This is a genomic window from Providencia sp. PROV129, from assembly GCF_028482245.1.
In the GTDB taxonomy this organism is placed as follows: domain Bacteria; phylum Pseudomonadota; class Gammaproteobacteria; order Enterobacterales; family Enterobacteriaceae; genus Providencia; species Providencia vermicola.
Map to the genome: position 1 here is coordinate 101,762 of NZ_JAMPQD010000006.1, position 20,916 is coordinate 122,677.

Below are 20,916 nucleotides of genomic sequence, written 5' to 3' on the forward strand. Positions count from 1 at the left end.
CGGCTTATTTTTGCAGTTTATCTCTTCTATACTTTCTTGCTTGAGTAAACTTTGAGCAATCTCCTTGCTTGTTGACTATTTTTCCTGCTATATAACATAGACAGCTGCTGTATTGGGTTCTTATCTTATTTAATGGGGTTAAGCCTACAAGGAGTTGCCATGGATCAATTCACGATTAATTTTGTTGTCAACCTTAAGCTACGCGAGTATATGGGCCAATGTCATTACAAAAATGATATGTTTGAGTCTGCGGCGTCAGCAGCAGAGCTTTATTTAATGAATAAAGCTGCAGTTAAATACTTAGCGAAGAAAAACCGTTTTACATGGGAAGTTTTGGTTAAGAATGGCCATAAGCCCCGAGATTTGATTATTGATATTCTGACATCTTGTTGCCCTGTTACACAGGATCAGGCGCTAAAAATCTTAAGTACGTTATCCCACACATTGATTAGTTACATGAAAGGTAACCCGCTATTTGTTAATGTTGTTAATGCTAAAAATCACCACCCTCTATATTGGGCGTATGTTGATTAATGTGATAACTATTGAAAGATAAAATTGAGATACAAGAAAGCGGGAAATTATCCCGCTTTTTTATGTTAGAAGCTCGATAATCAAATAAGCTTATTTCAGGCTATTTAATGCGTTATCGTAGTCAGGTTCTTCAGTAATTTCAGATACTAATTGGCTATAAATGACTTTGTCGTTTTCATCTAACACAACGACAGAGCGTGCGGTTAAACCTTTTAATGGGCCACTTGCAATTGCAACACCATAATCATCAGCAAAAGAAGGGCTACGGAAAGTGGATAATGTGACGACATTATCGAGGCCTTCAGCACCACAAAAACGTGCTTGAGCAAAAGGCAAGTCAGCAGAAATGCACAGGACAACTGTGTTATCAAGGTCGTTAGCAAGTTGGTTGAATTTACGAACAGAGGCCGCACAAACCCCTGTATCAACGCTTGGGAAAATATTTAATACTTTGCGTTTACCAGCATATGTTTCTAATGTGGCTTCGCTAAGATCTTTTGCGACTAAAGTAAAAGGTTTTGCTTTTGTGCCAGATTGCAAGAAAACACCATTAACTGCGATATCATTACCTTTTAATTTAACTGTTTGCGACATGAATTTTTCTCCCGTTTATAAGTTGTATCAGTGCCAACTTAACCAGTTTCTTAAGGAAAATCTTTGCGATAAAAGGTTTCCATTCAGGCTAAATTAGACCTTTGAGTTTTACATTCTATTAATGACCAAAATAAACTGTATACCGAAAAAACTAACTGTATACCTTAACGTATATGCGGCGCAAGGACGTTACTTGTATGGCTGGTAAGTTTCTCACAGTCAGCGATTATACAACTGACAATCGCTAGCCGAGTTTACGTTTTTTATTATATTGTCTTTTAAAATACATTATTGAGTGTAACAAAAGTAAGGTTATAAGTATCGGTTTCTTTAGTGATCATCAGTTTATCAGCACAATTATAAGGGGATGGACGAATGTATCAGAGGGCTATAACAATTAAAGTAAGCCATCTATTGAAAAATCGTACCAAAGATTAATTTGTTATTCAGTAACCGCATTCATAAATTAAACTGGATGTATGGATTTTTAAAACATGAAAGCATATGATGCAAAAAGGAAAACATTCCACTTTGTATGGGTGTACCCACGATAAATTCGGTAGTGCTGTTAATGCGTTAGTCTCTTTTCAATACTGTGTCGCTAAACATTTAGCTGATTTCGTTTATATTAACAAAGATAGAAAATAACATGCATAAACCTTCATTCTCTCCTTTAGCTGTATTGTTCGCTTCACTTTTTCTTGCTACACCGGCTATTAGCGCAATTATTCCAGCTGGGACAATTTTAGCTGATAACCAAACCGTAACTCGCCATTTGAAAGATGAGCCCGCGTCATTAGATCCCATTAAATCAGTCGGGTTGACCGAAGCACAAGTCATGCGTGATTTGTTCGAAGGCTTGGTGAACCAAGATAGCCATGGCAAACCTATTCCTGGGGTTGCGCTCAAATGGGAGACCGCAGATAACCGTATTTGGACATTTACACTCAGACAAGATGCTCGTTGGTCAAATGGTGAACCTGTAACAGCCGATGATTTTGTCTACAGTTGGCAGCGTTTGGTGGCACCTGCAAATACATCTCCTTTTGCGTGGTTTGCCGCATTGGCTGGGATTAATAATGCGCAAGATATTATTGATGGCAAACTATCTGTGGATCAGTTAGGTGTGGAAGCGGTTGATAAACAGACACTAAAAATTGTTCTTAATAAGCCAGTCCCTTACTTTCCCTCTTTAGCTGCAAATTTTAGTTTATACCCAGTTCACCGTGGGACTATTGAAAAATTAGGGGCGGATTGGATTAAAGTAGGTAATTTAGTCGGTAATGGCGCTTTTACGCTAGCTGACCGCGTCGTAAATGAAAAAATTGTTTTAACCCAAAACCCTTATTATTGGGATCACAAAAATACAGTTATCACCCAAGTCACATTTGTTCCTATTAACCAAGAGTCCCATGCGACAAACCGTTATTTAGCGGGGGATTTAGACATTACAGAGTCATTCCCGAAACAACGTTATCAAAAATTATTACAAGATATTCCTAATGAAGTGTTTACACCTGACCAATTAGGGACTTATTACTATGCTTTTAATACACAACGTGCGCCAACAAATGATGTGAGGGTAAGAAAGGCGTTATCAATGGCAATTGATAGACAATTAATTGCTAATAAAGTATTAGGAACAGGTGAAAAACCTGCTTACTATTTTACACCTGATGTGACGGATGGTTTTAAACCTGAAAAAGGACTTTATAATAGCCATTCGCAAAAAGAATTAGATCAACAGGCGAAAATATTATTACAAGAAGCGGGTTTCGGACTTAACCATCCCTTAGAACTGACTTTATTGTATAACAGTTCAGAAAATCACCAAAAAATTGCCATCGCTATTGCTTCAATGTGGAAGAAAAAATTAGGGGTGAATGTCAAATTAGTGAATCAAGAATGGAAAACGTACATCGACAGCCGTAATACAGGGGATTTTGATGTTATCCGAGCATCTTGGATTGGGGATTTTAATGAGCCGTCAACATTTTTATCGCTTTTGACATCACAGCATAGCGGTAATATTCCAAAGTTTAATAGCCAGCAATATGACCAAGTGATGAACTCTGCAAGTATAGAAACCAATGCACAATTGAGAAACCGTTATTACAATAGTGCAGAAGCTATTTTAGCGAAAGAAGCACCTATTGCGCCGATTTATCAATATACTAACGCACGGTTAATTAAACCGTGGCTTAAAGGGTATCCTATTGAAAATCCAGAAGATGTAGCATATAGCCACAGTTTTTATATTATTAAGCATTAATTTTAAATGCGACTAGCGGCCTGTATTGTATATGGGCCGTTTTTATTTTTTGAAAAAAACTCCTCCCACTGGAGAATGGGAAGGAGGACCAAAAAGGAATAAACACTACGCTTTTATCATAAAAAATTTATGGGCGAGTTTATTGCTCGTTTGTGTCAAATTAGTGATGCTTATTTAACAAAAATGGCGCTTTTTTTTTATCAAAGCTCATTTGATTATATTTTGTATCTTGTTGATTTCGTTAATTACCTACGAATAGCTACGTGAATAGCATTATCAAACATTTCATTGAAATTATTGCAATATTTCCTCTATTCTATTAAAAATAACTTATTATTTATAAAAGGGAGATATTGCATGGCGTTGGTTTATGGTTCGTTATTTGAAAACTCAAATCCTGTACATGCATTTCAATTAAATGGAAATGGGGGCCTGCTCCCGATTGATGTTAATGCGAGTGCAACGCAGCAATGTCCATTTTGGCTTCATTTTGATTATAAAGACCCAAAAAGTTTTAATTGGATCCAACAATCTGAGTTATTTAATGACCAAGTTAAATCGGCGTTGTCAGGGCAATCAGGGCGCTGGCGGTTAATTCGAGTTGGTGATGGTATATTATTGACATTACAAACCTTAAATACCAATACAGGGCAACGTCCAGAGCAACTTGTCGCATTCCGTGTATTTATCAATAACCGTATTATTATTTCAAGCCGACACCGTAAAGTGAATTCGTTGGACTCTGTTATTGATGATCTGAAAGAAGGGGTCGGAGCACAAAGTACAGGTGATTGGCTTGTTGAAGTGGCAGATTCTATCACAGATGAAATTAGTGATTTCACGGATTCTTTGCATGAACGCTTGATTGAGCTTGAAGATGTCATATTAAATGGCGAAATTCCTGAACGTGGTGAATTAGCATTATTACGTAAGCAAATTATTGTTGTTCGTCGTTACATGGCACCACAAAGAGATATGTTATCTCGCCTAACGGCAGAAAAGTTACTTTGGTTGGATGATACTGATCGTCGAAGACTTCAAGAAATTTCAGATAGATTAGGCCGATGTATCGAAGATTTAGATGGCTTTATTGCACGTACCGCGATCATCTCTGATGAAATTACTAATATGATGACGGAGATGATGAATCGCCGTATTTATACGATGTCACTGATGGCGATGATTTTTTTACCGACGACATTTTTGACGGGGCTATTTGGTGTTAACTTAGGCGGGATACCTGGAAATGAATTTCGTTTTGCTTTTAGTGTATTTTGCGTATTACTTGCCGTTTTAATTGGAACGGTGCTGTGGTGGCTACGAAAAAGCCGCTGGCTCTAAATTTGATGACTTATTTTGTATAACCAGACCTAGTTTGAGATAAATCAATAAAACTAATGGAGTTTTAGGGCACTATTACTTCCGCAGGTGAATGCAACGTTGAGCGATGAACGTTGTGCTCCATAATTGTAGTTTTTCTCATATTGAGTTCTTATACAGAATAATTGACCACTGTAATGCCGATGTAATTTACATCGGCTTTTTTTTGCTTAAAATCTGATAGCAAAAAAATAACCTCCAGTTAGGAGGCTATTTAACGGTTTATTTCACTTCGACAATATCCAAGCGCTGCGTAGTAAAATCGGGTGTATCATCTTCATCAATGAAAGGTTGTGTTGGTATATCTTCTCGATCAAAGGCTAAATCACCGCCAGCGATAACGTCATCACCATGCGAAATGTTTTTAAAATCAAATAGTTCAGTGTCACATAAGTGAGAGGGAACAATATTTTGTGTTGCACGGAACATGGTTTCAATCCGGCCTGGATAACGTTTATCCCAATCACGCAGCATTTCTTTAATCACTTGGCGCTGTAAATTTGGTTGTGAACCACACAAGTTGCAAGGAATAATCGGGAATTCTTTCGCTTGAGCAAAGCGTTCAATATCTTTTTCACGGCAATAAGCGAGTGGGCGAATAACAATATGTTTTCCATCATCACTCATCAGTTTTGGTGGCATGCCTTTTAGTTTGCCACCATAAAACATGTTTAAGAACATAGTTTGTAAAATGTCATCACGGTGATGCCCTAATGCAATTTTGGTTGCACCTAATTCCGTTGCTGTACGGTACAGAATGCCACGACGTAAACGTGAGCATAAAGAACAGGTTGTTTTTCCTTCAGGTATTTTTTCTTTCACAATTCCGTATGTATTTTCTTCAACAATTTTATATTCAACACCTAAATCATCGAGATAAGCTGGCAGAATATGCTCAGGAAAACCTGGTTGCTTTTGGTCAAGATTAACTGCGACTAACGAAAACTGAATAGGCGCGCTTTTTTGTAAACTTTGCAAAATGGAAAGTAACGTATAGCTATCTTTCCCACCAGATAAACAGACCATGATACGATCGCCATCTTCAATCATATTGAAGTCAGCAATAGCTTGCCCAACATCACGGCGAATCCGTTTTTGCAATTTGTTTAAGTTGTACTGTTCTTTATTGGTTGTCATTCTATAAGATTCTGTTGCGGATTGTTATTTATGTTGCTGATAGATAGTAGTTTTATAAAATTTAATTAGTATTTTTATTGTTTTTTATAAATCGCTATTAGCAAAAATCTGTGAAAAGAAGCACATAATAACAGAATCGAGGGGGGGAGTGATACTTGTTAGTAAAAAGACATTTTTAACATGTGAAACTTATTCTATAAAAGGTGTCATTATCGTGTTTATCTGATTGAATAATGGAAAGTTGCCAATTAGGCTAAGGTAAAATGGAGGAAATATGCCAGCAACGAACCCTGTAGATCTTATTGCGTTAACACTCGCAAATACCATAAAAATGGTTGTTACCCCAATCGATTATGTATTCCAAAGTGGGGCTGTCGGAGATGTGCTCTATATTAGCTGGCTTCTTATTGGCGAGTTGTAGAGATAATAATTGTCTGAAAGTACCATCTAAAAAAGGAAGCATACTGCTTCCCTTGAGGTTGTTGACAAAGCAGGATAAAAGCGTGGTTTTTCCTGCTTTGTGTTATCAGCCAAAAATCAATGAATTGATTTTCCTCGTCTATTTTCAAAAACAATCCAACCTACAGTCAAACCTAATCGGTTTGTCAGTAGTCTGAAGGGCAGCATACTGCTGCCCTTGCTTATCTGTATGATTGAATAATAACACTAAGATCGTTCAATTAATCCGCTAATTGATTGCATAACGTTTGTAATTCATTCACGAATCGGCCTACATGAAACCCATCGCAGACAGCATGATGTACTTGAATTGAAAGGGGTAATAGTATTTTATTACCTTCACGATAGAATTTCCCCATTGTAAAAATAGGTGTGAAATTGCTGGCGATATTGGCAATATTCAAATTAAAACTGTCAAACGAAACCCAAGGCAATGAAGAAATATAAAAAATATTTTCTGCTTGCACTGGTTGAGGGGCTAGTTTGTTATCATCTTTATATAATGCTAGCTGAAGATGATAATTATCCATAAAAATATGAATATTATCAGAATGTTCGCACCACAAAGAGGAGAATGTTTCTGTTTGATTATGAAAAATAGTGAAACTGGGGTGTACTTTGTCCCATAAAATAAGCTCATTGTTTTTTTTAGATAGTTTAAACTCATCGTGTTTATTCACTATGGATGAGAGTAAGTAAATCATCGTAGGATAAAAGCGATAGTCACGTAATGATATAAAACTATATAGCGATGTTATGTCAATTTTTGCTGTTAGGCTGAACCCACAGTTTACTTGTTCATTATAAACATGGTAGTGTTCTTTTCGTTGCCATGCTTCAACGTTGAATCGAGTATAACTCATTGTTTTTCCCTTCTAATAATTAATAAATAACGTTATTAGAAGGGCGATCTTTCCGCTTTTGAAAACAACATATATTGCCTCGCAATAATCATGAATAGTTAATACTATATTAATAGAGCTACACATATTGTCGAGAATAATATTCGTTATATCAAAAAAAGAGCATGTTTGATGCGACCATCAATCTTTAATTCGCATAATTTAGTGATGCATTTCAGGATTAAGATAAATATTGAATAATAAGTTTAAATCAAGGTTAAAGATTTTTGACAATATGACAAGGTCGTCAATGAATATTGATAATGAGCCATCTTCATACCTAAGATAGGTAGCTTCAGGAATGGAAATATTTTTCGCCATTTCTTGAGGTGTTATTTGGCATTCTAAGCGTTTTTTCTTAATGAAATGTCCTAAAGCTATATTTCCTGATTTTTTGTTTGTCATAATGATTTCCCTAAAGTTAAATTCACGTCGATTATCATGGATAAAAACGAATATTCAATGGGAAAAAATCTGTAAATTAAATAGACAAATAAAATTGTATAATCAATGTTAAAAATCTTTGAAACTAATAAAAATATGAATTAGTCATTAAAAGATTTTAATCTAAATAATTTAATGAAGCTAAAATATATAAATATAGATTTTTATTCTGAATTTGAATCTGGATATTTTTTTGGCCTATGAAAAAAGTGATGAATAGTAAGATACTATCTTGATTTTTTTTATTTAAAGATAGTACCTTCACATGTTTTTATATTAAATTGATAATGCAATTTCGACAGTTTTTTCTGCATGAATAGCCGTGGTATCAAAAACTTTTACTGTTGTATCATTGAGGCCAACCAGTAATGTAATTTCAGTACATCCTAAAATGATACCTTCTGCGCCTTGTTGGACAAGATATGACATAATTCGTTGATATTCTTTTTTAGATGACGGGAGAACTTTTCCTAGACACAATTCATTATAAATAATGTCATGGATAATCTTTCTATCGTCACTATTAGGTGTTAGTACATCCAATCCATATTGCTTGGCTAACCTATCTTTATAAAAAGATTGCTCCATAGTAAACGCGGTACCCAATAGACCAACTTTCTTTAATCCTGCCTGAACAATACGTTCACCAGTGGCATCGGCGATATGTAATAATGGAAGGTGTACATGTGATTCAATCTCATTAGCAACCTTATGCATTGTATTGGTACATAATACAAGGAAGTCTGCACCAGCAAGTTTTAAGCGTTTTCCTGCATCTACTAAGCACTGAGCAGCAAGATCCCATTGACCATGGGTTTGATAGTGCTCAATTTCAGCAAAATCAACGCTATATAGTACAATTTTAGCAGAATGTAAACCACCCAAACTTTGCTTGATGGATTCATTGATTTGTTGGTAATAAAGTAATGTGGACTCCCAACTCATTCCACCGATTAAGCCGATTGTTTTCATTTGAAGACTCCGAATAAATGATTTAGCTGAGGTGCTCACTATACTGATAATTTTTATATATGCACAATACAAGAACATCTATGAGTGAAGAAATACTGGTGTTATAGAGATGTAACTTATTAGTTGGATTTACTTCAAAGTTTAGCTTAAGTTGTATTTATTTGTGGTGTTAGCATTAATAAATGTGTGGTTATTAATGTATGTAAAAGTAAGCATATTTATTTAAGGAAAGTTGTAAATATTATTTACGTTTTAATGATGGATTTTAGCTGATATAAGGTTATCATCATGAATGAATATACGTTATGTCTACACTTAATGGCGACAATAAAATGAATTTTTTTAAAGCGGTCATTGCAATACTTATTTTTGGCGCTGCATTTTTACTCGGTACATTGTACATGAAGCCCACACAGCTAAGTTTAGTTGAGCAAGTAAAAAAAAATGTAAATGATGTTCTTGCTTATCCACAAGCTGCACAATTCAAAAATATTGAATACCATTTTTCGCGCTACACTGAGGATAACGGTAAGGTGGGCTATGTTTGTGGGGAAGTGTTTCGCTATAAAAATGATAAACCAGACGGATATAAACGGTTCATTGTAAAAGCATACACTCGCGATGACGATTCACGAATGGATATATCTATTCCCTTTGTTGAAGGTGGTCATGAAATTTTATTACCAGAACAAGTTAATCGGATTTGGAACGAAAAGTGTTCTAGTCCTGCATCTCCTTTAGTGTAATTAAATGCGTGCTAAAATGTTGATTAGCACGCTTGCTTAATTCTATTTTTTATACAGTATTGGGAGTGATGCATTTAAAACAATAGGGTGCTCAATTAGTGTTAATAACAGACGTTGCATAGATAAACAGAAAATAATATCTACCGAGGTGAATTTTTTACCACAGATATATTTATACTGTTCTTATTTGATTTTTGTTTCAAAGTGAAATTAATAAGTTTAATTACATTAAATAACATTAAATTGCTGCTATACTAGTTAGGTTACATTTTGTTTTACATTTGATGTAAAACAAAAAATACCCTTGTGGTCAACGATGACTATATTTTTTATATTCATTAAATTAATGAATTTAAATTGACTAGTATAAGGAGTCGATAATGGTTAGTAATAACAGTGCACGTCGCTTATTAGGAATGCCTTATAAGCAAAGTCGTTCTAAAAAAAATATTCGCGTATCAATAGGTTCAAAAGAGAATAAAACTGTTGCTATTCAAAACAATAAAGCGACGGAAAAGAAAACATACCATTCAGTAACGGTATTTTACCCTGAATATGTGGTGAGTTAACTGAGAGTATGTCGCCCTCTAGTATTGACTAGAGGGTTATAGATGGCTAAATGCTATAAATTGTCCTCCAATATTTATTTTGCCTCCCATCATTACATTCTATTCAAATTTTGTGATCACGATTTTCAATTTAAGTCTCTTTTATAATAAGTGATAGTCATAAATAATTTTTGACGATAACATGAGTATTCCATTAAAAAATGTAGAATAGAATGTTGGGTGTTTTAGAATGAAGTTTCAATTTTTGCTTTTGTTTGTATTTTATTTTTTTCTCTCAGGGTGCTCAACTCAATTTAAATCCGATGAAGAAACTAATCGTTTCAAATTCAGTATTCAACATGCGAATACTGTACCTATCAAAGATACAGTAGAGCCTTTGTCTGTCTCAGATATGTTACCTGGTGATATCCTATTGTCATCCGCTACAGGGTTGAATTCTTGGGGGATTCGGTTGTTTAGTATCAGTGGTGTAAGCCATGCCTCTATTTATTTAGGGCTTGGGGAAGTTGCTGAGTCGGTTGGTAGTGGTGTTAGAATCATTACGTTGCAACAAGCCGTTAAAGATTCAAACAATATGGTGGTATTAAGGCAGGCTGGGTTAACCTCGTTTCATGCGGATAAGCTACGTGAATTTTCAGTACACAACAACGGAAATAAGTATAACTATAAAGGTATTGTGATGATAGCCCCGTGGATGATCACTAAGCGGGTATGTGAATTACCTTTAATTGGTGAAACTGTGCGTAATTTTTGCTTGCGCACCTTAGCAAAGGTCCAACTAGGGGATGATATTGACCAATCGAACGGCTTCTTTTGTTCGCAGTTTGTCCTAGATGCTTATAAATATGCAGGCATTCCGTTGTTTGAAGGAAATTCATCATGGATCACCCCTGCTGATATATTGCATATGCGTACAGACGATGTACCAACATTTATGCCAACTCAGCGCTTACTATATGTTGGTCACTTAAAGTCATGGAGCTTTAGCAGCGCGATACGAAAGCAATAACAACATACTGAAGAATAAAAAAAGGCCAACAACTAAGTTGGCCTGCTAAACTGGAAGCAATGTGAGCAATGTCGTTTGTGACAAACCTGAGTGATTTACTCAAGTATTCACGAGGTAAAAGATAACCATTCTCATTTAATAAATCAACCCCTTTTTTTGTATTGCTACTCATGGTTTTTTCATGACGGAATTGCCTTTTATTTCAAATAAAACAAATAATTATGTTTTTGTCTGTTATGTTATTGAGTTTTTCGACAAAAAAATTTTTAAAAAAAATTATAATAATGAGATGATTTCCGACTAGATAAATCACTTAAGAGCGAAATTAAGATGGGTAGATTAAAGATTGGAGTCGTAGGCCTAGGGGGAATTGCGCAAAAAGCCTATTTGCCTATTTTAACTAAAGAAGATAATTGGCATTTAGTTGGCGCATTCTCGCCAAATCAGGCAAAAGCTAAATTAGTCTGTGACAGCTATCGGCTCCCTTTATTTAGCTCCATTGATGCTTTGGCTGCTCAATGTGATGCTGTTTTTGTTCACAGCGCGACTGCGAGCCATTTTGATGTGATACAACGCTTGTTGCAAGCGAATGTGCATGTATATGTAGATAAACCACTGACTGAACAGATTGTACAATCTGAACAATTGATTGAATTAGCGCATCAACAACAAAGAACCTTAATGGTGGGGTTTAATCGCCGATTTTCTCCTTTCTATGTCGCGTTAAAACAAAACACGCAACACTTTTCTTCTATTCGTATGGATAAGCACCGCATCAATAGCATTGGGCCTAAAGATATGGCTTATACGCTGTACGATGATTATTTACATGTGGTTGATACAGTGCTTTGGTTAGGCGGTTTTGAGGCTGTTTTGAAAAGTGGCAACATTCAACAAACTCGTAATGGTGAATTATTCTATGCAGAACATCACTTACAGGCGGGTGATTGCTGGCTAACGACTTCGATGCACCGTAAAGCAGGTAGCCAGCAAGAACAGGTCACGGCTATCGCTGAAGATGTGCTTCACCAAATTACCAATATGAACCATTGGCGCTGCGAAACGGCGTCAGAGATCCGTGATAAACAACCTGGCAACTGGGATTCTATTTTGGTGCAACGTGGTTTTGATGGTGCTGTTCGGCATTTTATCGATTCAGTCGCAAACCAGACACAACCCATAATCAGCGCAGAGCAGGGAATTATTGCTCAGAGAATGGTTGAATCTATGCTGTTACAGTTGCAAAATGACTGAATAAAATAAAATGGCGAGCGCTAAAGGCGGGTGTTTTGTTCGCTATGTTTAATAAGGTCGGATGATACATTATTGAGGTCACACCATGTTAGATTTACACGATAGCTCGGATGTATTGTTTATTGCTGGATTTGGCCCAGTTGTAGCGGATTTCGAAAAAAGTCAGCATTTTTATTTAGATGTTTTAGGGCTGCCATTGAAACCGATAGAAAATGGTAGCGAATATTTGATCTGTGAGCCTGAACATCTTGATGGTGTTAAACATTTTGCACTTTGGCCTTTAAATCAAGCTGCGCAATCGTGTTTTAACAAAGACCAATGGCCTGCAGATATTCCTATTCCACAAAGTTGGATGGAATTTGAAGTTTCAGATATTGAAAAAGTGACTCAGACTTGCCAAGAACACGGTTATCAATTGTTGGTTAATAACCAAATGGAGCCATGGGGACAAACTGTCACCCGTTTATTAAGCCCAGAAGGCATGTTAGTAGGTTTAACAATCACTCCATGGTTACGGGAATAGTGTTTGAATTTGTCGCTAGAGATCTCATTTATCTTTATGAATAAGAGACATTTATAAGTAATTGTTTATAATTTTGTTGTAGAGCTTAATTTTAACATTTATTTAGGAGGGGTTATGTATAAAACGATTCTGGTCCCTATTGATTTAACTGAAGACGAATTAACCAGTAAAGCGGTTCGCCATGCGGTTAATCTAGCAAAACAGTCTGGCGCGAAAATTCACCTAATTCATGTCTTGCCTATTTCCTCTGCAATTATCAACGCATACGCGTTAGGTTATATGGAAATAAAAGATCGTGCGACGGTAAAAGCGGAAGAAGACATGAAAATGTTGATGGATTCGATTGATTTACCTCATGAAGATGTGAGTTACACTATTACCTTTGGTTCCCCACGTGATGAGGTTATTAATACAGCCAAAGATATTGAAGCCGATATCATTGTGGTTGGTTCTCGCCGTCCTAATATTACGACTCACCTGTTAGGTTCAACAGCAGCGGGTATTGTCCGCTACGCAGAAACATCCGTACTTGTTGTTCGTTAATGAATAAGAAAAGAGCCTACACTATGTTGTAGGCTCTTTTTTATTTATATTGATTAAGTTATGGGCTTAATTGTGCTTAGTTTTATATTTAATCAGTTTAGCTAATAATAAGGTTTCACTAAGTTTATATGGAAAAATTTTCGAAAGAATTACTGCGTATTGAGCATTTTGTTCTCAGGGTAATACGCTTTTATTTATTGGCTCTTTTGGTTTTTTTTCTTGGATTATTGCCTGGTATTATTGGTTTTTATTTTATTGAAGGGCACTCCATTGTTGAATCGATGCTAAATGCGCTATCAATGCTGAGTGGCCAAGCTATTGAGCCAGCCCCTATAACCCAAGGCGGTCGTTTTTTTATTGCGATTTATGGCTTATTTTTACAAAGCGTTTTTATTATTAGTATTGGGCTGATTGTAACCCCGTTTATTCATCGTCTTTTGCATAAATGGCATTTAGAGGAATAAACTTTTTGCAGTAAAAAGTAGGGAGCTTCACAGCTTTTTAAGTATAGCGATACTATACTTTTAAAGGCTTAATGATAATTATTCACCCGCAATACCGAATAATCAAATCGTGAAAATGAACAACAATACGGTTTGAAAATGGATAAACACAATTAATAAGGGGCATCGTATGTATAAAACAATTTTGGTTCCTGTGGACATATCTGAAGATGTTTTAACAGATAATGCATTGAAACATGCGGTCTATTTGGCGAAAATTTCGAATGCAACAATTCACTTATTTCACTCTGTTCCTGATGTTTCAAGATTTTCGATGAGCTATAGTTATCACTATGATTTATTGTCTTCATTTGCAAAAAAAGCTGTGGAACGTTCGGAAGAACAGCTCAAAGAAATTATTGAAAAAATCGATTATCCTTCAGATAAAATTACTTATAAGGTGGAGTTTGGTTCTCCAAGGGACAAAGTTTTAGCGGAAGCTGAAACTATTGATGCTGATTTAATTGTTATTGGCTCTAGAAACCCAAGCATTTCAACACATTTATTAGGTTCGAATGCATCTGGTATTGTTTCTTATGCGAAAATATCGGTGCTTGTCGTTCGCTAAAATAAAAAACAGCCTGGTTTCAGGCTGTTTTTTTAGAATATATGGAAGATGGATTATTTTGTTTTAACCGCTTCTTTGGCTTGCTCAATTGCTTTTAGTGCCTGGCTACAAGCTTGCTCTTGAGCATCATCAGGGTAACTAGCGAGGGCTTTTTTCGCCTCTTCTAACTGAGATTTCATCAGTGCAATTTGCTCTCCCGCATTGGCTTCATCTTTATATTGTTCTTCAGCTTGTTTAACAAGTTCGTTCATTTCTTTAAAGTAGGTATCACATGTTGCACCTGCATTCGCATTAAAGGCAACAACAGCCATAAATAACCCACATGCAATCGGAAGAGTTTTTTTCATCGTATTTTCACTTTCAAAAGTCACAATAATATCAGGATAACATTCCATTTTAAAAAACGCATCACTCAACTTTTATTAATATTTTAAGTGATAATAATTTTAGACATATTGAGATTATTCCTGCACAACAAGTTATAGAATAGCATATTTTGCAAAATACAAATGATAATCATTATTGACTGGTCTCAAATAAAAAGTGTACACTCTAGTACACTTTGATGACATACAGTGAGATTATTATGCAGAATAAAATTATGGTGGACACAAACAGTTGGCCTGTTTGTATTATGAACGCCTTCCCATCCACAATGGATGAAACACGTTTATGGCTAGAGGAAATGGACTTATTATTAGCACGAAGGGCACAGTTTACCTTAGTATATCCGCCAACAGCACCAAAAGATAAACCATCAGCAGAGGATATCGAAGGCATGAAATATGTACGTCGTTGGCTAAAGCATGCTAAAGAACCTATGGAACAACATTGTCGTGCGATGGTAGTGACATTGCAGCCCGATGGGAGTGATAAAGAAGAAAAAGAACGCCTAGCGCCGATGCTATCTGCATTGTATGGCCCAGAGGTGTTATTGGCGAAGGATATTTATACAGCGAAAATACAAGCTCAAGCTCTTTTAGCTTGATGGAAAGGTTAAGCGCTTATTTTTCGAATATAGCTAGCGATGATATCAACAGAAAGTACAATTTGTTGGTTGATAAATTCATCGCTGGGTTTGAAGTTTTCAACACAAAATGTCGTGATGAATACATCCGCTTTGATCATTTCCAAAAATCGTGATGAAATAGGTAATAATGTTTTTTCATCGACAGTTACTTCAGGTAATTCAAGGAGTTTTTGGGTCAGTAAACGGTAGCTTTTTACAGGGCCTTGTTCGAAAAATGCTTGGCTGATTTCAGGAAAACGGTTGTACTCTCCAAGGATCAATCGGTATAAGCTTATGGATTGTGGTTTAAGTACACTGATCAAGAACTGTGAGCCATAAAAAGCCAGTACAGATTCAATGGTAGTAAAATGTGGTACTTTTTCGTTTGGTTCTGAGAAAATTTCATCAATCATATCAGCAATAACTGCAGCAAATAATCCTTCTTTATCCCCAAAGTTTTTATAGAGTGTAGAGCGAGATCCGCCAGCACGTTCAATCACCATGTCCAAAGTTGCTCCCTCAAAACCATATTGTAGGAATACCTCAGCTGCCGCTGTAATAATCGCTTGATGGCGGCGTCTGCCTTTTGGTGTTTTGGCTGCAAGGGCGTTATTCATGAATGATTGATCCTATCATTTTGTTTGAATAATGAAATAAAGTAGCAATTTTGCCAAAAAAGTTTAAACCATAGGCTCTGAATCACAGATTTACCTGAAAGAGATCATGATTTAAGCTGATAGTTGGCTTTATGATATTTGTAAAGACTAACATGTTTAAGTGAATTTCTGAATGCTTGTCATAATCTTGGGGGCGCAATGGCGGGATGTATGTTAAATGGGCACAGTTTAACAGAGGGAGATTCTGTTGAAATGCAACGGGAAATCACTCGGCTATGCATCGAATGCGGCTTATTATTGTTGCAACATGGTGCTGAGAGCATGTTAGTGGAACAATTGACAACGCGATTAGGCATTGCACTTGGTGCTAGTCAAGTGGACAGTGCTATTTCGTCTAACTCTTTAGTTTTAACGACAATTATTGATGGCCACTGTTTAACCTCAACACGACGAATTATTGACCGTGGTATTAATATGCATGTGGTGACAGAAGTACAACATGCCGTAATATTAGTTGAACATCATTTATTAGACAGAAAACAGTTACAAAAGAAACTGTCTTCTATAAAACCATTACGTTACCCACGTTGGTTGATGGTGCTAATGGTTGCGTTGTCCTGTGCATGCTTTAGTAAACTCAATGGCGGTGGTTGGGAAAGTGCCTTAATTACATTCTTAGCCAGTGGTTGTGCAATGTATATTAGGCAGGTTTTAACCTCTCACCAAATGAACCCGTTGATCAATTTTTGCATTACTGCCTTTGTTGCTACCTCAGTTTCAGGGCTATTACTCAAAATTCCTTATCTGGCGGTGACAGAAACCATTTCGATGGCAGCGAGTGTCTTGTTGCTTGTACCAGGCTTCCCGTTGATTAATGCGGTTGCAGACATGTTTAAAGGGCATGTGAATACAGGTTTAGCACGCTGGACAATGGCAAGTTTACTCACACTCGCAACCTGTATTGGTGTGGTACTAGCCATGACTATCTGGAATTTAAAAGAATGGGCATAGAATTTCTATTAGTGTTAATCGAAAAAATGGTGTTGGCCGCTATTCCTGCCGTTGGCTTTGCCATGGTGTTTAATGTCCCTGTGCGGGCACTTAAATACTGTGCTTTGCTCGGTGCGATTGGCTATGGGTTTAGAATGATATTGATGGCGCTAGGGCTACAAATTGAATGGGCCAGTTTTCTCGCCGCGATTTTAATTGGCATCATTGGTATCCGATGGTCCCGCTGGTGGTTAGCTCATCCAAAAGTATTTACGGTTGCTGCGGTGATCCCTATGTTTCCTGGTATTAGTGCCTATGTGGCGATGATCTCTGTGGTGAAGCTTTCCCAATTTGGTTATAGCCCTGAGTTAATTGAGGTTTTAGTGACAAACTTCTTAAAAGCTTCTTTTATTGTGGGGGCATTATCCATCGGCATTTCATTGCCTGGGCTGTGGCTATACCGTAAACGCCCAAGTGTGTGATATTCAATAAAGCTAAGGGATGTTTTTGCTCTGAAGCAGGCTATCGCTTGGCGTTATTAATGATAAAAAACACCGAGAATAACTAACATGAACTATTAAATTTGCAGAAAATCCGAAGGTGTAATTATTCAATAAAAATAGGCAATCGCTGATACCATAAATGTTTTTATTTGATTAGAATGTACGATATTTTCTATATGCATTAGAGTGTTAGAAATAACACTAACGTATTTATATTAATTTTTCGCTTATATTCTGATTAGTGGTGTTATTTTGAAACAATCCAGTTTTTTGTCTTTCTTCCGTTTTATTCTGTCTTTCTTTCTATTTTTACCATTTTCCTTTTCTTTTGCAGCACCTAGCTCATTCACCCAAGCGAAAGTGCTCAGCAAAACTCAAGTCTATTCCGATCAAAGTCAACAAGGGGAAGGAACGATTTACTGTGGCTGTCAGTGGGAGTGGGTAGGCAAAAGTGGTGGGCAAGTGGATTTAATCTCTTGTGGCTATCAGGTACGCAAACAGCAAAGCCGTGCCGAGCGTATAGAGTGGGAACATATTGTGCCTGCATGGGTATTCGGTCATCAGCGCCAATGTTGGCAGAATGGTGGGCGGAAAAATTGTGTTTCGACAGACCCTGTTTTTGCTCGTATGGAAGCTGATTTGCATAACCTGGCGCCTTCCATTGGTGAGGTAAATGGAGATAGAAGCAATTTTAGTTTCGGTCAATTATCCCCAAATACCCCGTATCCATATGGAATGTGTCGTAGCCGTGTCGATTTTAAACAAAAAGTCTTTGAGCCCCGCGATGAGGTGAAAGGGCAGGTTGCTCGTGTCTATTTTTATATGCATGACCGTTATAATTTATCCATGTCACGTCAGCAACAGCAACTCTTGATGGCATGGGATAAAAAATTCCCACCAAACCTGTGGGAACGTACCCGTGATGAACGTATTGCTAAAGTAATGGGGCACCATAATCCATTTGTGACAGGGCAAAAACAGTGGAGCTTAAACCATAAAAATGGGGGGGAAGGTGTGAAGATTTTTCCATCTTCAACTGTAATATTGCCTAAACAGTCTGAAAAACAAACTAACTTAGCAATTTCAGCTGAAATTAAAGGTAATAAAAATTCCAAAAAGTATCATTTCTCCCATTGTTCTGGTTTTAAGACATTATCAGATAAAAATGCAATCATGTTTTCTAACGAAAATGCGGCCCAAGAAGCGGGTTATCACCTGGCTGGTAACTGCAAGCCACGTTAATGGTCATTTAAACACCAATAACGAATTGATTATTGGCGTTTTTTTTAGTAAAAGTTTGATGTGACAAATAAAATACAAAAATGTGTTAAAAAAATGTTGCCTTCTGAAAAAAATTAGCGCTATATTTAGGGAAAGTAAAAACTGCAATAAAAACAGCGCCTCATTGAGTCACAAAAAATATTGCAGTTTGTCATATTAGTGTCATACAGATTCATTAGTTTAACGGTATCGCTGTCACAGGAGAAACTAATGGGAAGTCAGTATTTATTAATACGAACACAAGACCGGTTAGCCTCCATCATGAAATTGTCATGGTGAGATGACTAACCGGTTTTTTTATGGCCCGTTAAAAGAAAGAGGATTGAACCACATTACACCGTTTTATCGTTAACTAAGAGCTTGAAGGGAGCTCCTCTCTGTTCTGAATAGTTAGTCATCTGAAATTGACATCACTGATACCTGGAAGGGTTAATACTATGAGTAGACAGAAAGCTGCAACAAAAGCACGTCGTGAAATGAAACGCTCATCACGTAAAGAACGTTCTGGTCGGTTTGACATGAATAACGTTGCGTCCTTCGCTGAACTGACAGGCATTGAGCCTATTGGTATGGCAAAGGAACGTCGTGATGGCTCACCAATCCTGCCACGAAATGAAGCTCAGAAGCTCTATATTAATTCGATTAAACACAAACAGTTAATTTTTGCCAATGGCGAAGCAGGCTGTGGTAAAACCTTTATCAGTACCGCGCTGGCCGCAGATGCCTTATTTAATAAAGATATCAGCAAGATCATTGTGACAAGGCCTGTTCTTCAGGCGGAAGAAGACCTTGGTTTTTTACCTGGGGATATGTCTGAGAAATTTGCCCCCTATTTTCGCCCTGTATACGATGTTCTAGCCAAAAGGTTAGGGAGTTCATTTCTACAATATTGCTTGCGTCCTGAAATTGCGAAAGTTGAAATCGCGCCATTTGCGTATATGCGTGGTCGAACTTTTGAAAATGCCATTGTGATTTTAGATGAGGCGCAAAATGTCACTGTCACCCAAATGAAGATGTTTTTAACGCGTTTGGGGGAAAATGTCACGGTTATTGTTAACGGGGATGTGACTCAGTGTGACTTACCTGATGGGGTGCAGTCTGGTCTTGCGGATGCGTTACAACGTTTCAGCAGTGATGAAATGGTCTCGATGGTGAACTTTACCATTGATGATTGTGTGAGATCTCAATTGTGCCATAAAGCGCTATTAGCCTATAACGACTAATTCATTTGCCTTAAGAGTGATGAAAATATGCCCCATAAGTGATTACTGGGGCATATTTTTTATTAGTCACTGATGATTAATGGTACAGCATTTCGTGGACGATTTGCTCATCGGTTAATGAATAAGGGTAATAGGTTGGCCAATTGTCTAATTGTCCCAGGAGTTTTTCTTGTGATTCATTCCCCATATATAAGTGGAAATGGCCTGACGTTTGCGGCTCGATAATATGGTCGCTAAATTGAATGTATTTTGGCGCTTTGGATTTAGCATCTTGGCACTCAAACAGGTAGCGAACGCCTTTTTTGCCCGAAGTATAATGTAAAATTTTATAGCCTGAATACGCATATTGACAGCTATTGACGACACCGTTTTGAGTAAATTCAATCACATTATTTTCGATGCCAATACTGTCAACATCTGTGGCGTAGCCTTTTTTATAGTAAGCGCGGTATTCTTCAACGGTTTTATCTTTATTTTTCTGTGCTTTGCTTTCTAAAACAGCATCTAACTTACCATTTAATAATAATGGATTTACTGACTCCCATACGCCTTGCCAATCGCTTAACGAGCGGTCTTTGACATCGGAATCTTCAAAGATGCCTTTTGAGGCTTGAAGGGCTTTTTCCGATTGCGGATGTGCATGGCTATGTGAACCGTGTGCGATAGCAGAAAAACTGCTAATGACAAAAACTGCGCTAAGCGCTGTATTTAATAATGTGTGTTTATGCACTGTCATTTCCTATTTTGATAATGTTCAGTTTTATTATGTTATAACATAACATTTATCGCAATGAAAAAATGCGCAAGATAGCGTGATACGATGCAAGTAAACTCAAAAAGTGGGCAGGAAACAGGTAGGGAAACGCTTATCAGCGATAATGCAA

25 protein-coding genes are annotated in these 20,916 nt (G+C 36.9%); 17 read left to right on the top strand and 8 right to left on the bottom strand.

Features of this window, described 5'->3' with window-relative positions; genetic code table 11:
• The first annotated feature begins 159 nt into the window (after positions 1 to 159).
• Positions 160 to 534, top strand: a complete 375-nt coding sequence (locus PSF27_RS03290; RefSeq protein WP_206084072.1) for an ATP-binding protein — start codon at positions 160 to 162, stop codon at positions 532 to 534.
• 90 nt (positions 535 to 624) lie between these two features.
• On the opposite strand, the gene tpx is transcribed toward PSF27_RS03290, so the two are convergent.
• Positions 625 to 1,128, bottom strand: coding sequence for a thiol peroxidase (tpx, locus tag PSF27_RS03295; protein WP_272538591.1), 504 nt, complete (start codon positions 1,126 to 1,128; stop codon positions 625 to 627).
• 649 nt (positions 1,129 to 1,777) lie between these two features.
• Here tpx and PSF27_RS03300 point away from each other — a divergent pair.
• Both PSF27_RS03300 and zntB read left to right on the top strand, forming a co-directional pair.
• Entirely contained in the window at positions 1,778 to 3,400 is a 1,623-nt protein-coding gene (locus PSF27_RS03300; protein WP_272680856.1) for a peptide ABC transporter substrate-binding protein, read from the top strand.
• A 357-nt stretch (positions 3,401 to 3,757) separates the two neighbouring features.
• Positions 3,758 to 4,741, top strand: coding sequence for a zinc transporter ZntB (gene zntB, locus PSF27_RS03305; protein WP_206084075.1), 984 nt, complete (start codon positions 3,758 to 3,760; stop codon positions 4,739 to 4,741).
• Positions 4,742 to 5,002: 261 nt separating this feature from the next.
• Here zntB and ttcA read toward each other — a convergent pair whose 3' ends face one another.
• The gene (gene ttcA, locus PSF27_RS03310) at positions 5,003 to 5,917 is read right to left on the bottom strand and encodes a tRNA 2-thiocytidine(32) synthetase TtcA (protein ID WP_206084076.1); all 915 of its coding nucleotides are present in this window, start codon (positions 5,915 to 5,917) and stop codon (positions 5,003 to 5,005) included.
• Between the two features lie 274 nt (positions 5,918 to 6,191).
• On the opposite strand from ttcA, the gene PSF27_RS03315 reads away from it, so the two are divergent.
• The gene (locus PSF27_RS03315) at positions 6,192 to 6,338 is read left to right on the top strand and encodes a hypothetical protein (RefSeq protein WP_206084077.1); all 147 of its coding nucleotides are present in this window, start codon (positions 6,192 to 6,194) and stop codon (positions 6,336 to 6,338) included.
• A gap of 259 nt (positions 6,339 to 6,597) precedes the next feature.
• On the opposite strand, the gene catA is transcribed toward PSF27_RS03315, so the two are convergent.
• The 3 genes from catA to PSF27_RS03330 form a co-directional block, all read right to left on the bottom strand.
• Positions 6,598 to 7,239 carry a type A chloramphenicol O-acetyltransferase gene (gene catA / locus PSF27_RS03320; RefSeq protein ID WP_272538589.1) on the bottom strand — a complete coding sequence of 214 codons (642 nt, stop codon included), beginning with the start codon at positions 7,237 to 7,239 and terminating at the stop codon, positions 6,598 to 6,600.
• Positions 7,240 to 7,440: 201 nt separating this feature from the next.
• A complete protein-coding gene (locus PSF27_RS03325; RefSeq protein ID WP_206084079.1) occupies positions 7,441 to 7,683 on the bottom strand; it encodes a helix-turn-helix domain-containing protein in 243 nt (80 codons plus the stop codon).
• A 315-nt stretch (positions 7,684 to 7,998) separates the two neighbouring features.
• Positions 7,999 to 8,694, bottom strand: a complete 696-nt coding sequence (locus PSF27_RS03330; RefSeq protein WP_206084080.1) for an aspartate/glutamate racemase family protein — start codon at positions 8,692 to 8,694, stop codon at positions 7,999 to 8,001.
• Positions 8,695 to 8,999: 305 nt separating this feature from the next.
• Here PSF27_RS03330 and PSF27_RS03335 point away from each other — a divergent pair, with 305 nt between their 5' ends.
• From PSF27_RS03335 to PSF27_RS03370, 8 genes are all read left to right on the top strand, one after another.
• Positions 9,000 to 9,440 (top strand): hypothetical protein, encoded by a 441-nt coding sequence (locus PSF27_RS03335; RefSeq protein WP_272680857.1) that lies wholly within the window; start codon positions 9,000 to 9,002, stop codon positions 9,438 to 9,440.
• 380 nt (positions 9,441 to 9,820) lie between these two features.
• Positions 9,821 to 10,009 (top strand): stationary-phase-induced ribosome-associated protein, encoded by a 189-nt coding sequence (gene sra, locus PSF27_RS03340; protein ID WP_206084082.1) that lies wholly within the window; start codon positions 9,821 to 9,823, stop codon positions 10,007 to 10,009.
• Between the two features lie 229 nt (positions 10,010 to 10,238).
• Positions 10,239 to 11,018 (top strand): YaeF family permuted papain-like enzyme, encoded by a 780-nt coding sequence (locus PSF27_RS03345; protein ID WP_206084083.1) that lies wholly within the window; start codon positions 10,239 to 10,241, stop codon positions 11,016 to 11,018.
• Between the two features lie 330 nt (positions 11,019 to 11,348).
• Complete coding sequence (locus tag PSF27_RS03350; protein WP_272680858.1) at positions 11,349 to 12,272, top strand: Gfo/Idh/MocA family protein; 924 nt, start codon at positions 11,349 to 11,351, stop codon at positions 12,270 to 12,272.
• A gap of 85 nt (positions 12,273 to 12,357) precedes the next feature.
• A complete protein-coding gene (locus PSF27_RS03355) occupies positions 12,358 to 12,795 on the top strand; it encodes a VOC family protein (protein ID WP_206084085.1) in 438 nt (145 codons plus the stop codon).
• Positions 12,796 to 12,909: 114 nt separating this feature from the next.
• Positions 12,910 to 13,338, top strand: coding sequence for a universal stress protein (locus PSF27_RS03360; protein ID WP_206084086.1), 429 nt, complete (start codon positions 12,910 to 12,912; stop codon positions 13,336 to 13,338).
• A gap of 128 nt (positions 13,339 to 13,466) precedes the next feature.
• On the top strand, positions 13,467 to 13,802 hold the full coding sequence (locus PSF27_RS03365; RefSeq protein WP_206084087.1) for a hypothetical protein: 336 nt from the start codon (positions 13,467 to 13,469) through the stop codon (positions 13,800 to 13,802).
• Positions 13,803 to 13,971: 169 nt separating this feature from the next.
• Positions 13,972 to 14,409 (top strand): universal stress protein, encoded by a 438-nt coding sequence (locus PSF27_RS03370; RefSeq protein ID WP_206084088.1) that lies wholly within the window; start codon positions 13,972 to 13,974, stop codon positions 14,407 to 14,409.
• Between the two features lie 53 nt (positions 14,410 to 14,462).
• Here the strand turns inward: PSF27_RS03370 and PSF27_RS03375 are convergent, their stop codons facing one another.
• A complete protein-coding gene (locus PSF27_RS03375) occupies positions 14,463 to 14,756 on the bottom strand; it encodes a DUF5339 family protein (protein ID WP_225818277.1) in 294 nt (97 codons plus the stop codon).
• A 239-nt stretch (positions 14,757 to 14,995) separates the two neighbouring features.
• On the opposite strand from PSF27_RS03375, the gene PSF27_RS03380 reads away from it, so the two are divergent.
• Positions 14,996 to 15,397: a hypothetical protein gene (locus PSF27_RS03380; RefSeq protein ID WP_225818278.1), complete on the top strand. Its 402-nt coding sequence runs from the start codon at positions 14,996 to 14,998 to the stop codon at positions 15,395 to 15,397.
• 8 nt (positions 15,398 to 15,405) lie between these two features.
• Here the strand turns inward: PSF27_RS03380 and PSF27_RS03385 are convergent, their stop codons facing one another.
• The gene (locus PSF27_RS03385; RefSeq protein WP_206084091.1) at positions 15,406 to 16,035 is read right to left on the bottom strand and encodes a TetR/AcrR family transcriptional regulator; all 630 of its coding nucleotides are present in this window, start codon (positions 16,033 to 16,035) and stop codon (positions 15,406 to 15,408) included.
• Between the two features lie 198 nt (positions 16,036 to 16,233).
• On the opposite strand from PSF27_RS03385, the gene PSF27_RS03390 reads away from it, so the two are divergent.
• From PSF27_RS03390 to phoH, 4 genes are all read left to right on the top strand, one after another.
• Positions 16,234 to 17,046 (top strand): threonine/serine ThrE exporter family protein, encoded by an 813-nt coding sequence (locus PSF27_RS03390; RefSeq protein WP_241016833.1) that lies wholly within the window; start codon positions 16,234 to 16,236, stop codon positions 17,044 to 17,046.
• The gene (locus PSF27_RS03395) at positions 17,037 to 17,507 is read left to right on the top strand and encodes a threonine/serine exporter (RefSeq protein ID WP_272680859.1); all 471 of its coding nucleotides are present in this window, start codon (positions 17,037 to 17,039) and stop codon (positions 17,505 to 17,507) included. Before PSF27_RS03390 ends, PSF27_RS03395 begins: the two co-directional genes overlap by 10 nt.
• Before the next feature lie 291 nt (positions 17,508 to 17,798).
• Entirely contained in the window at positions 17,799 to 18,770 is a 972-nt protein-coding gene (locus PSF27_RS03400; protein WP_375084308.1) for an endonuclease, read from the top strand.
• Positions 18,771 to 19,246: 476 nt separating this feature from the next.
• A complete protein-coding gene (phoH, locus tag PSF27_RS03405) occupies positions 19,247 to 20,032 on the top strand; it encodes a phosphate starvation-inducible protein PhoH (RefSeq protein WP_206084094.1) in 786 nt (261 codons plus the stop codon).
• 76 nt (positions 20,033 to 20,108) lie between these two features.
• On the opposite strand, the gene zinT is transcribed toward phoH, so the two are convergent.
• Positions 20,109 to 20,762, bottom strand: a complete 654-nt coding sequence (gene zinT, locus PSF27_RS03410; protein ID WP_442958938.1) for a metal-binding protein ZinT — start codon at positions 20,760 to 20,762, stop codon at positions 20,109 to 20,111.
• Positions 20,763 to 20,916 lie beyond the last annotated feature (154 nt).

Bases quoted from the DNA above. Each gene is read 5' to 3' on its own strand.
- PSF27_RS03290 (WP_206084072.1), top strand. From the start codon at position 160: ATGGATCAATTCACGATTAATTTTGTTGTCAACCTTAAGCTACGCGAG.
- tpx (WP_272538591.1), bottom strand. From the start codon at position 1,128: ATGTCGCAAACAGTTAAATTAAAAGGTAATGATATCGCAGTTAATGGT.
- PSF27_RS03300 (WP_272680856.1), top strand. From the start codon at position 1,778: ATGCATAAACCTTCATTCTCTCCTTTAGCTGTATTGTTCGCTTCACTT.
- zntB (WP_206084075.1), top strand. From the start codon at position 3,758: ATGGCGTTGGTTTATGGTTCGTTATTTGAAAACTCAAATCCTGTACAT.
- ttcA (WP_206084076.1), bottom strand. From the start codon at position 5,917: ATGACAACCAATAAAGAACAGTACAACTTAAACAAATTGCAAAAACGG.
- PSF27_RS03315 (WP_206084077.1), top strand. From the start codon at position 6,192: ATGCCAGCAACGAACCCTGTAGATCTTATTGCGTTAACACTCGCAAAT.
- catA (WP_272538589.1), bottom strand. From the start codon at position 7,239: ATGAGTTATACTCGATTCAACGTTGAAGCATGGCAACGAAAAGAACAC.
- PSF27_RS03325 (WP_206084079.1), bottom strand. From the start codon at position 7,683: ATGACAAACAAAAAATCAGGAAATATAGCTTTAGGACATTTCATTAAG.
- PSF27_RS03330 (WP_206084080.1), bottom strand. From the start codon at position 8,694: ATGAAAACAATCGGCTTAATCGGTGGAATGAGTTGGGAGTCCACATTA.
- PSF27_RS03335 (WP_272680857.1), top strand. From the start codon at position 9,000: ATGTCTACACTTAATGGCGACAATAAAATGAATTTTTTTAAAGCGGTC.
- sra (WP_206084082.1), top strand. From the start codon at position 9,821: ATGGTTAGTAATAACAGTGCACGTCGCTTATTAGGAATGCCTTATAAG.
- PSF27_RS03345 (WP_206084083.1), top strand. From the start codon at position 10,239: ATGAAGTTTCAATTTTTGCTTTTGTTTGTATTTTATTTTTTTCTCTCA.
- PSF27_RS03350 (WP_272680858.1), top strand. From the start codon at position 11,349: ATGGGTAGATTAAAGATTGGAGTCGTAGGCCTAGGGGGAATTGCGCAA.
- PSF27_RS03355 (WP_206084085.1), top strand. From the start codon at position 12,358: ATGTTAGATTTACACGATAGCTCGGATGTATTGTTTATTGCTGGATTT.
- PSF27_RS03360 (WP_206084086.1), top strand. From the start codon at position 12,910: ATGTATAAAACGATTCTGGTCCCTATTGATTTAACTGAAGACGAATTA.
- PSF27_RS03365 (WP_206084087.1), top strand. From the start codon at position 13,467: ATGGAAAAATTTTCGAAAGAATTACTGCGTATTGAGCATTTTGTTCTC.
- PSF27_RS03370 (WP_206084088.1), top strand. From the start codon at position 13,972: ATGTATAAAACAATTTTGGTTCCTGTGGACATATCTGAAGATGTTTTA.
- PSF27_RS03375 (WP_225818277.1), bottom strand. From the start codon at position 14,756: ATGAAAAAAACTCTTCCGATTGCATGTGGGTTATTTATGGCTGTTGTT.
- PSF27_RS03380 (WP_225818278.1), top strand. From the start codon at position 14,996: ATGCAGAATAAAATTATGGTGGACACAAACAGTTGGCCTGTTTGTATT.
- PSF27_RS03385 (WP_206084091.1), bottom strand. From the start codon at position 16,035: ATGAATAACGCCCTTGCAGCCAAAACACCAAAAGGCAGACGCCGCCAT.
- PSF27_RS03390 (WP_241016833.1), top strand. From the start codon at position 16,234: ATGGCGGGATGTATGTTAAATGGGCACAGTTTAACAGAGGGAGATTCT.
- PSF27_RS03395 (WP_272680859.1), top strand. From the start codon at position 17,037: ATGGGCATAGAATTTCTATTAGTGTTAATCGAAAAAATGGTGTTGGCC.
- phoH (WP_206084094.1), top strand. From the start codon at position 19,247: ATGAGTAGACAGAAAGCTGCAACAAAAGCACGTCGTGAAATGAAACGC.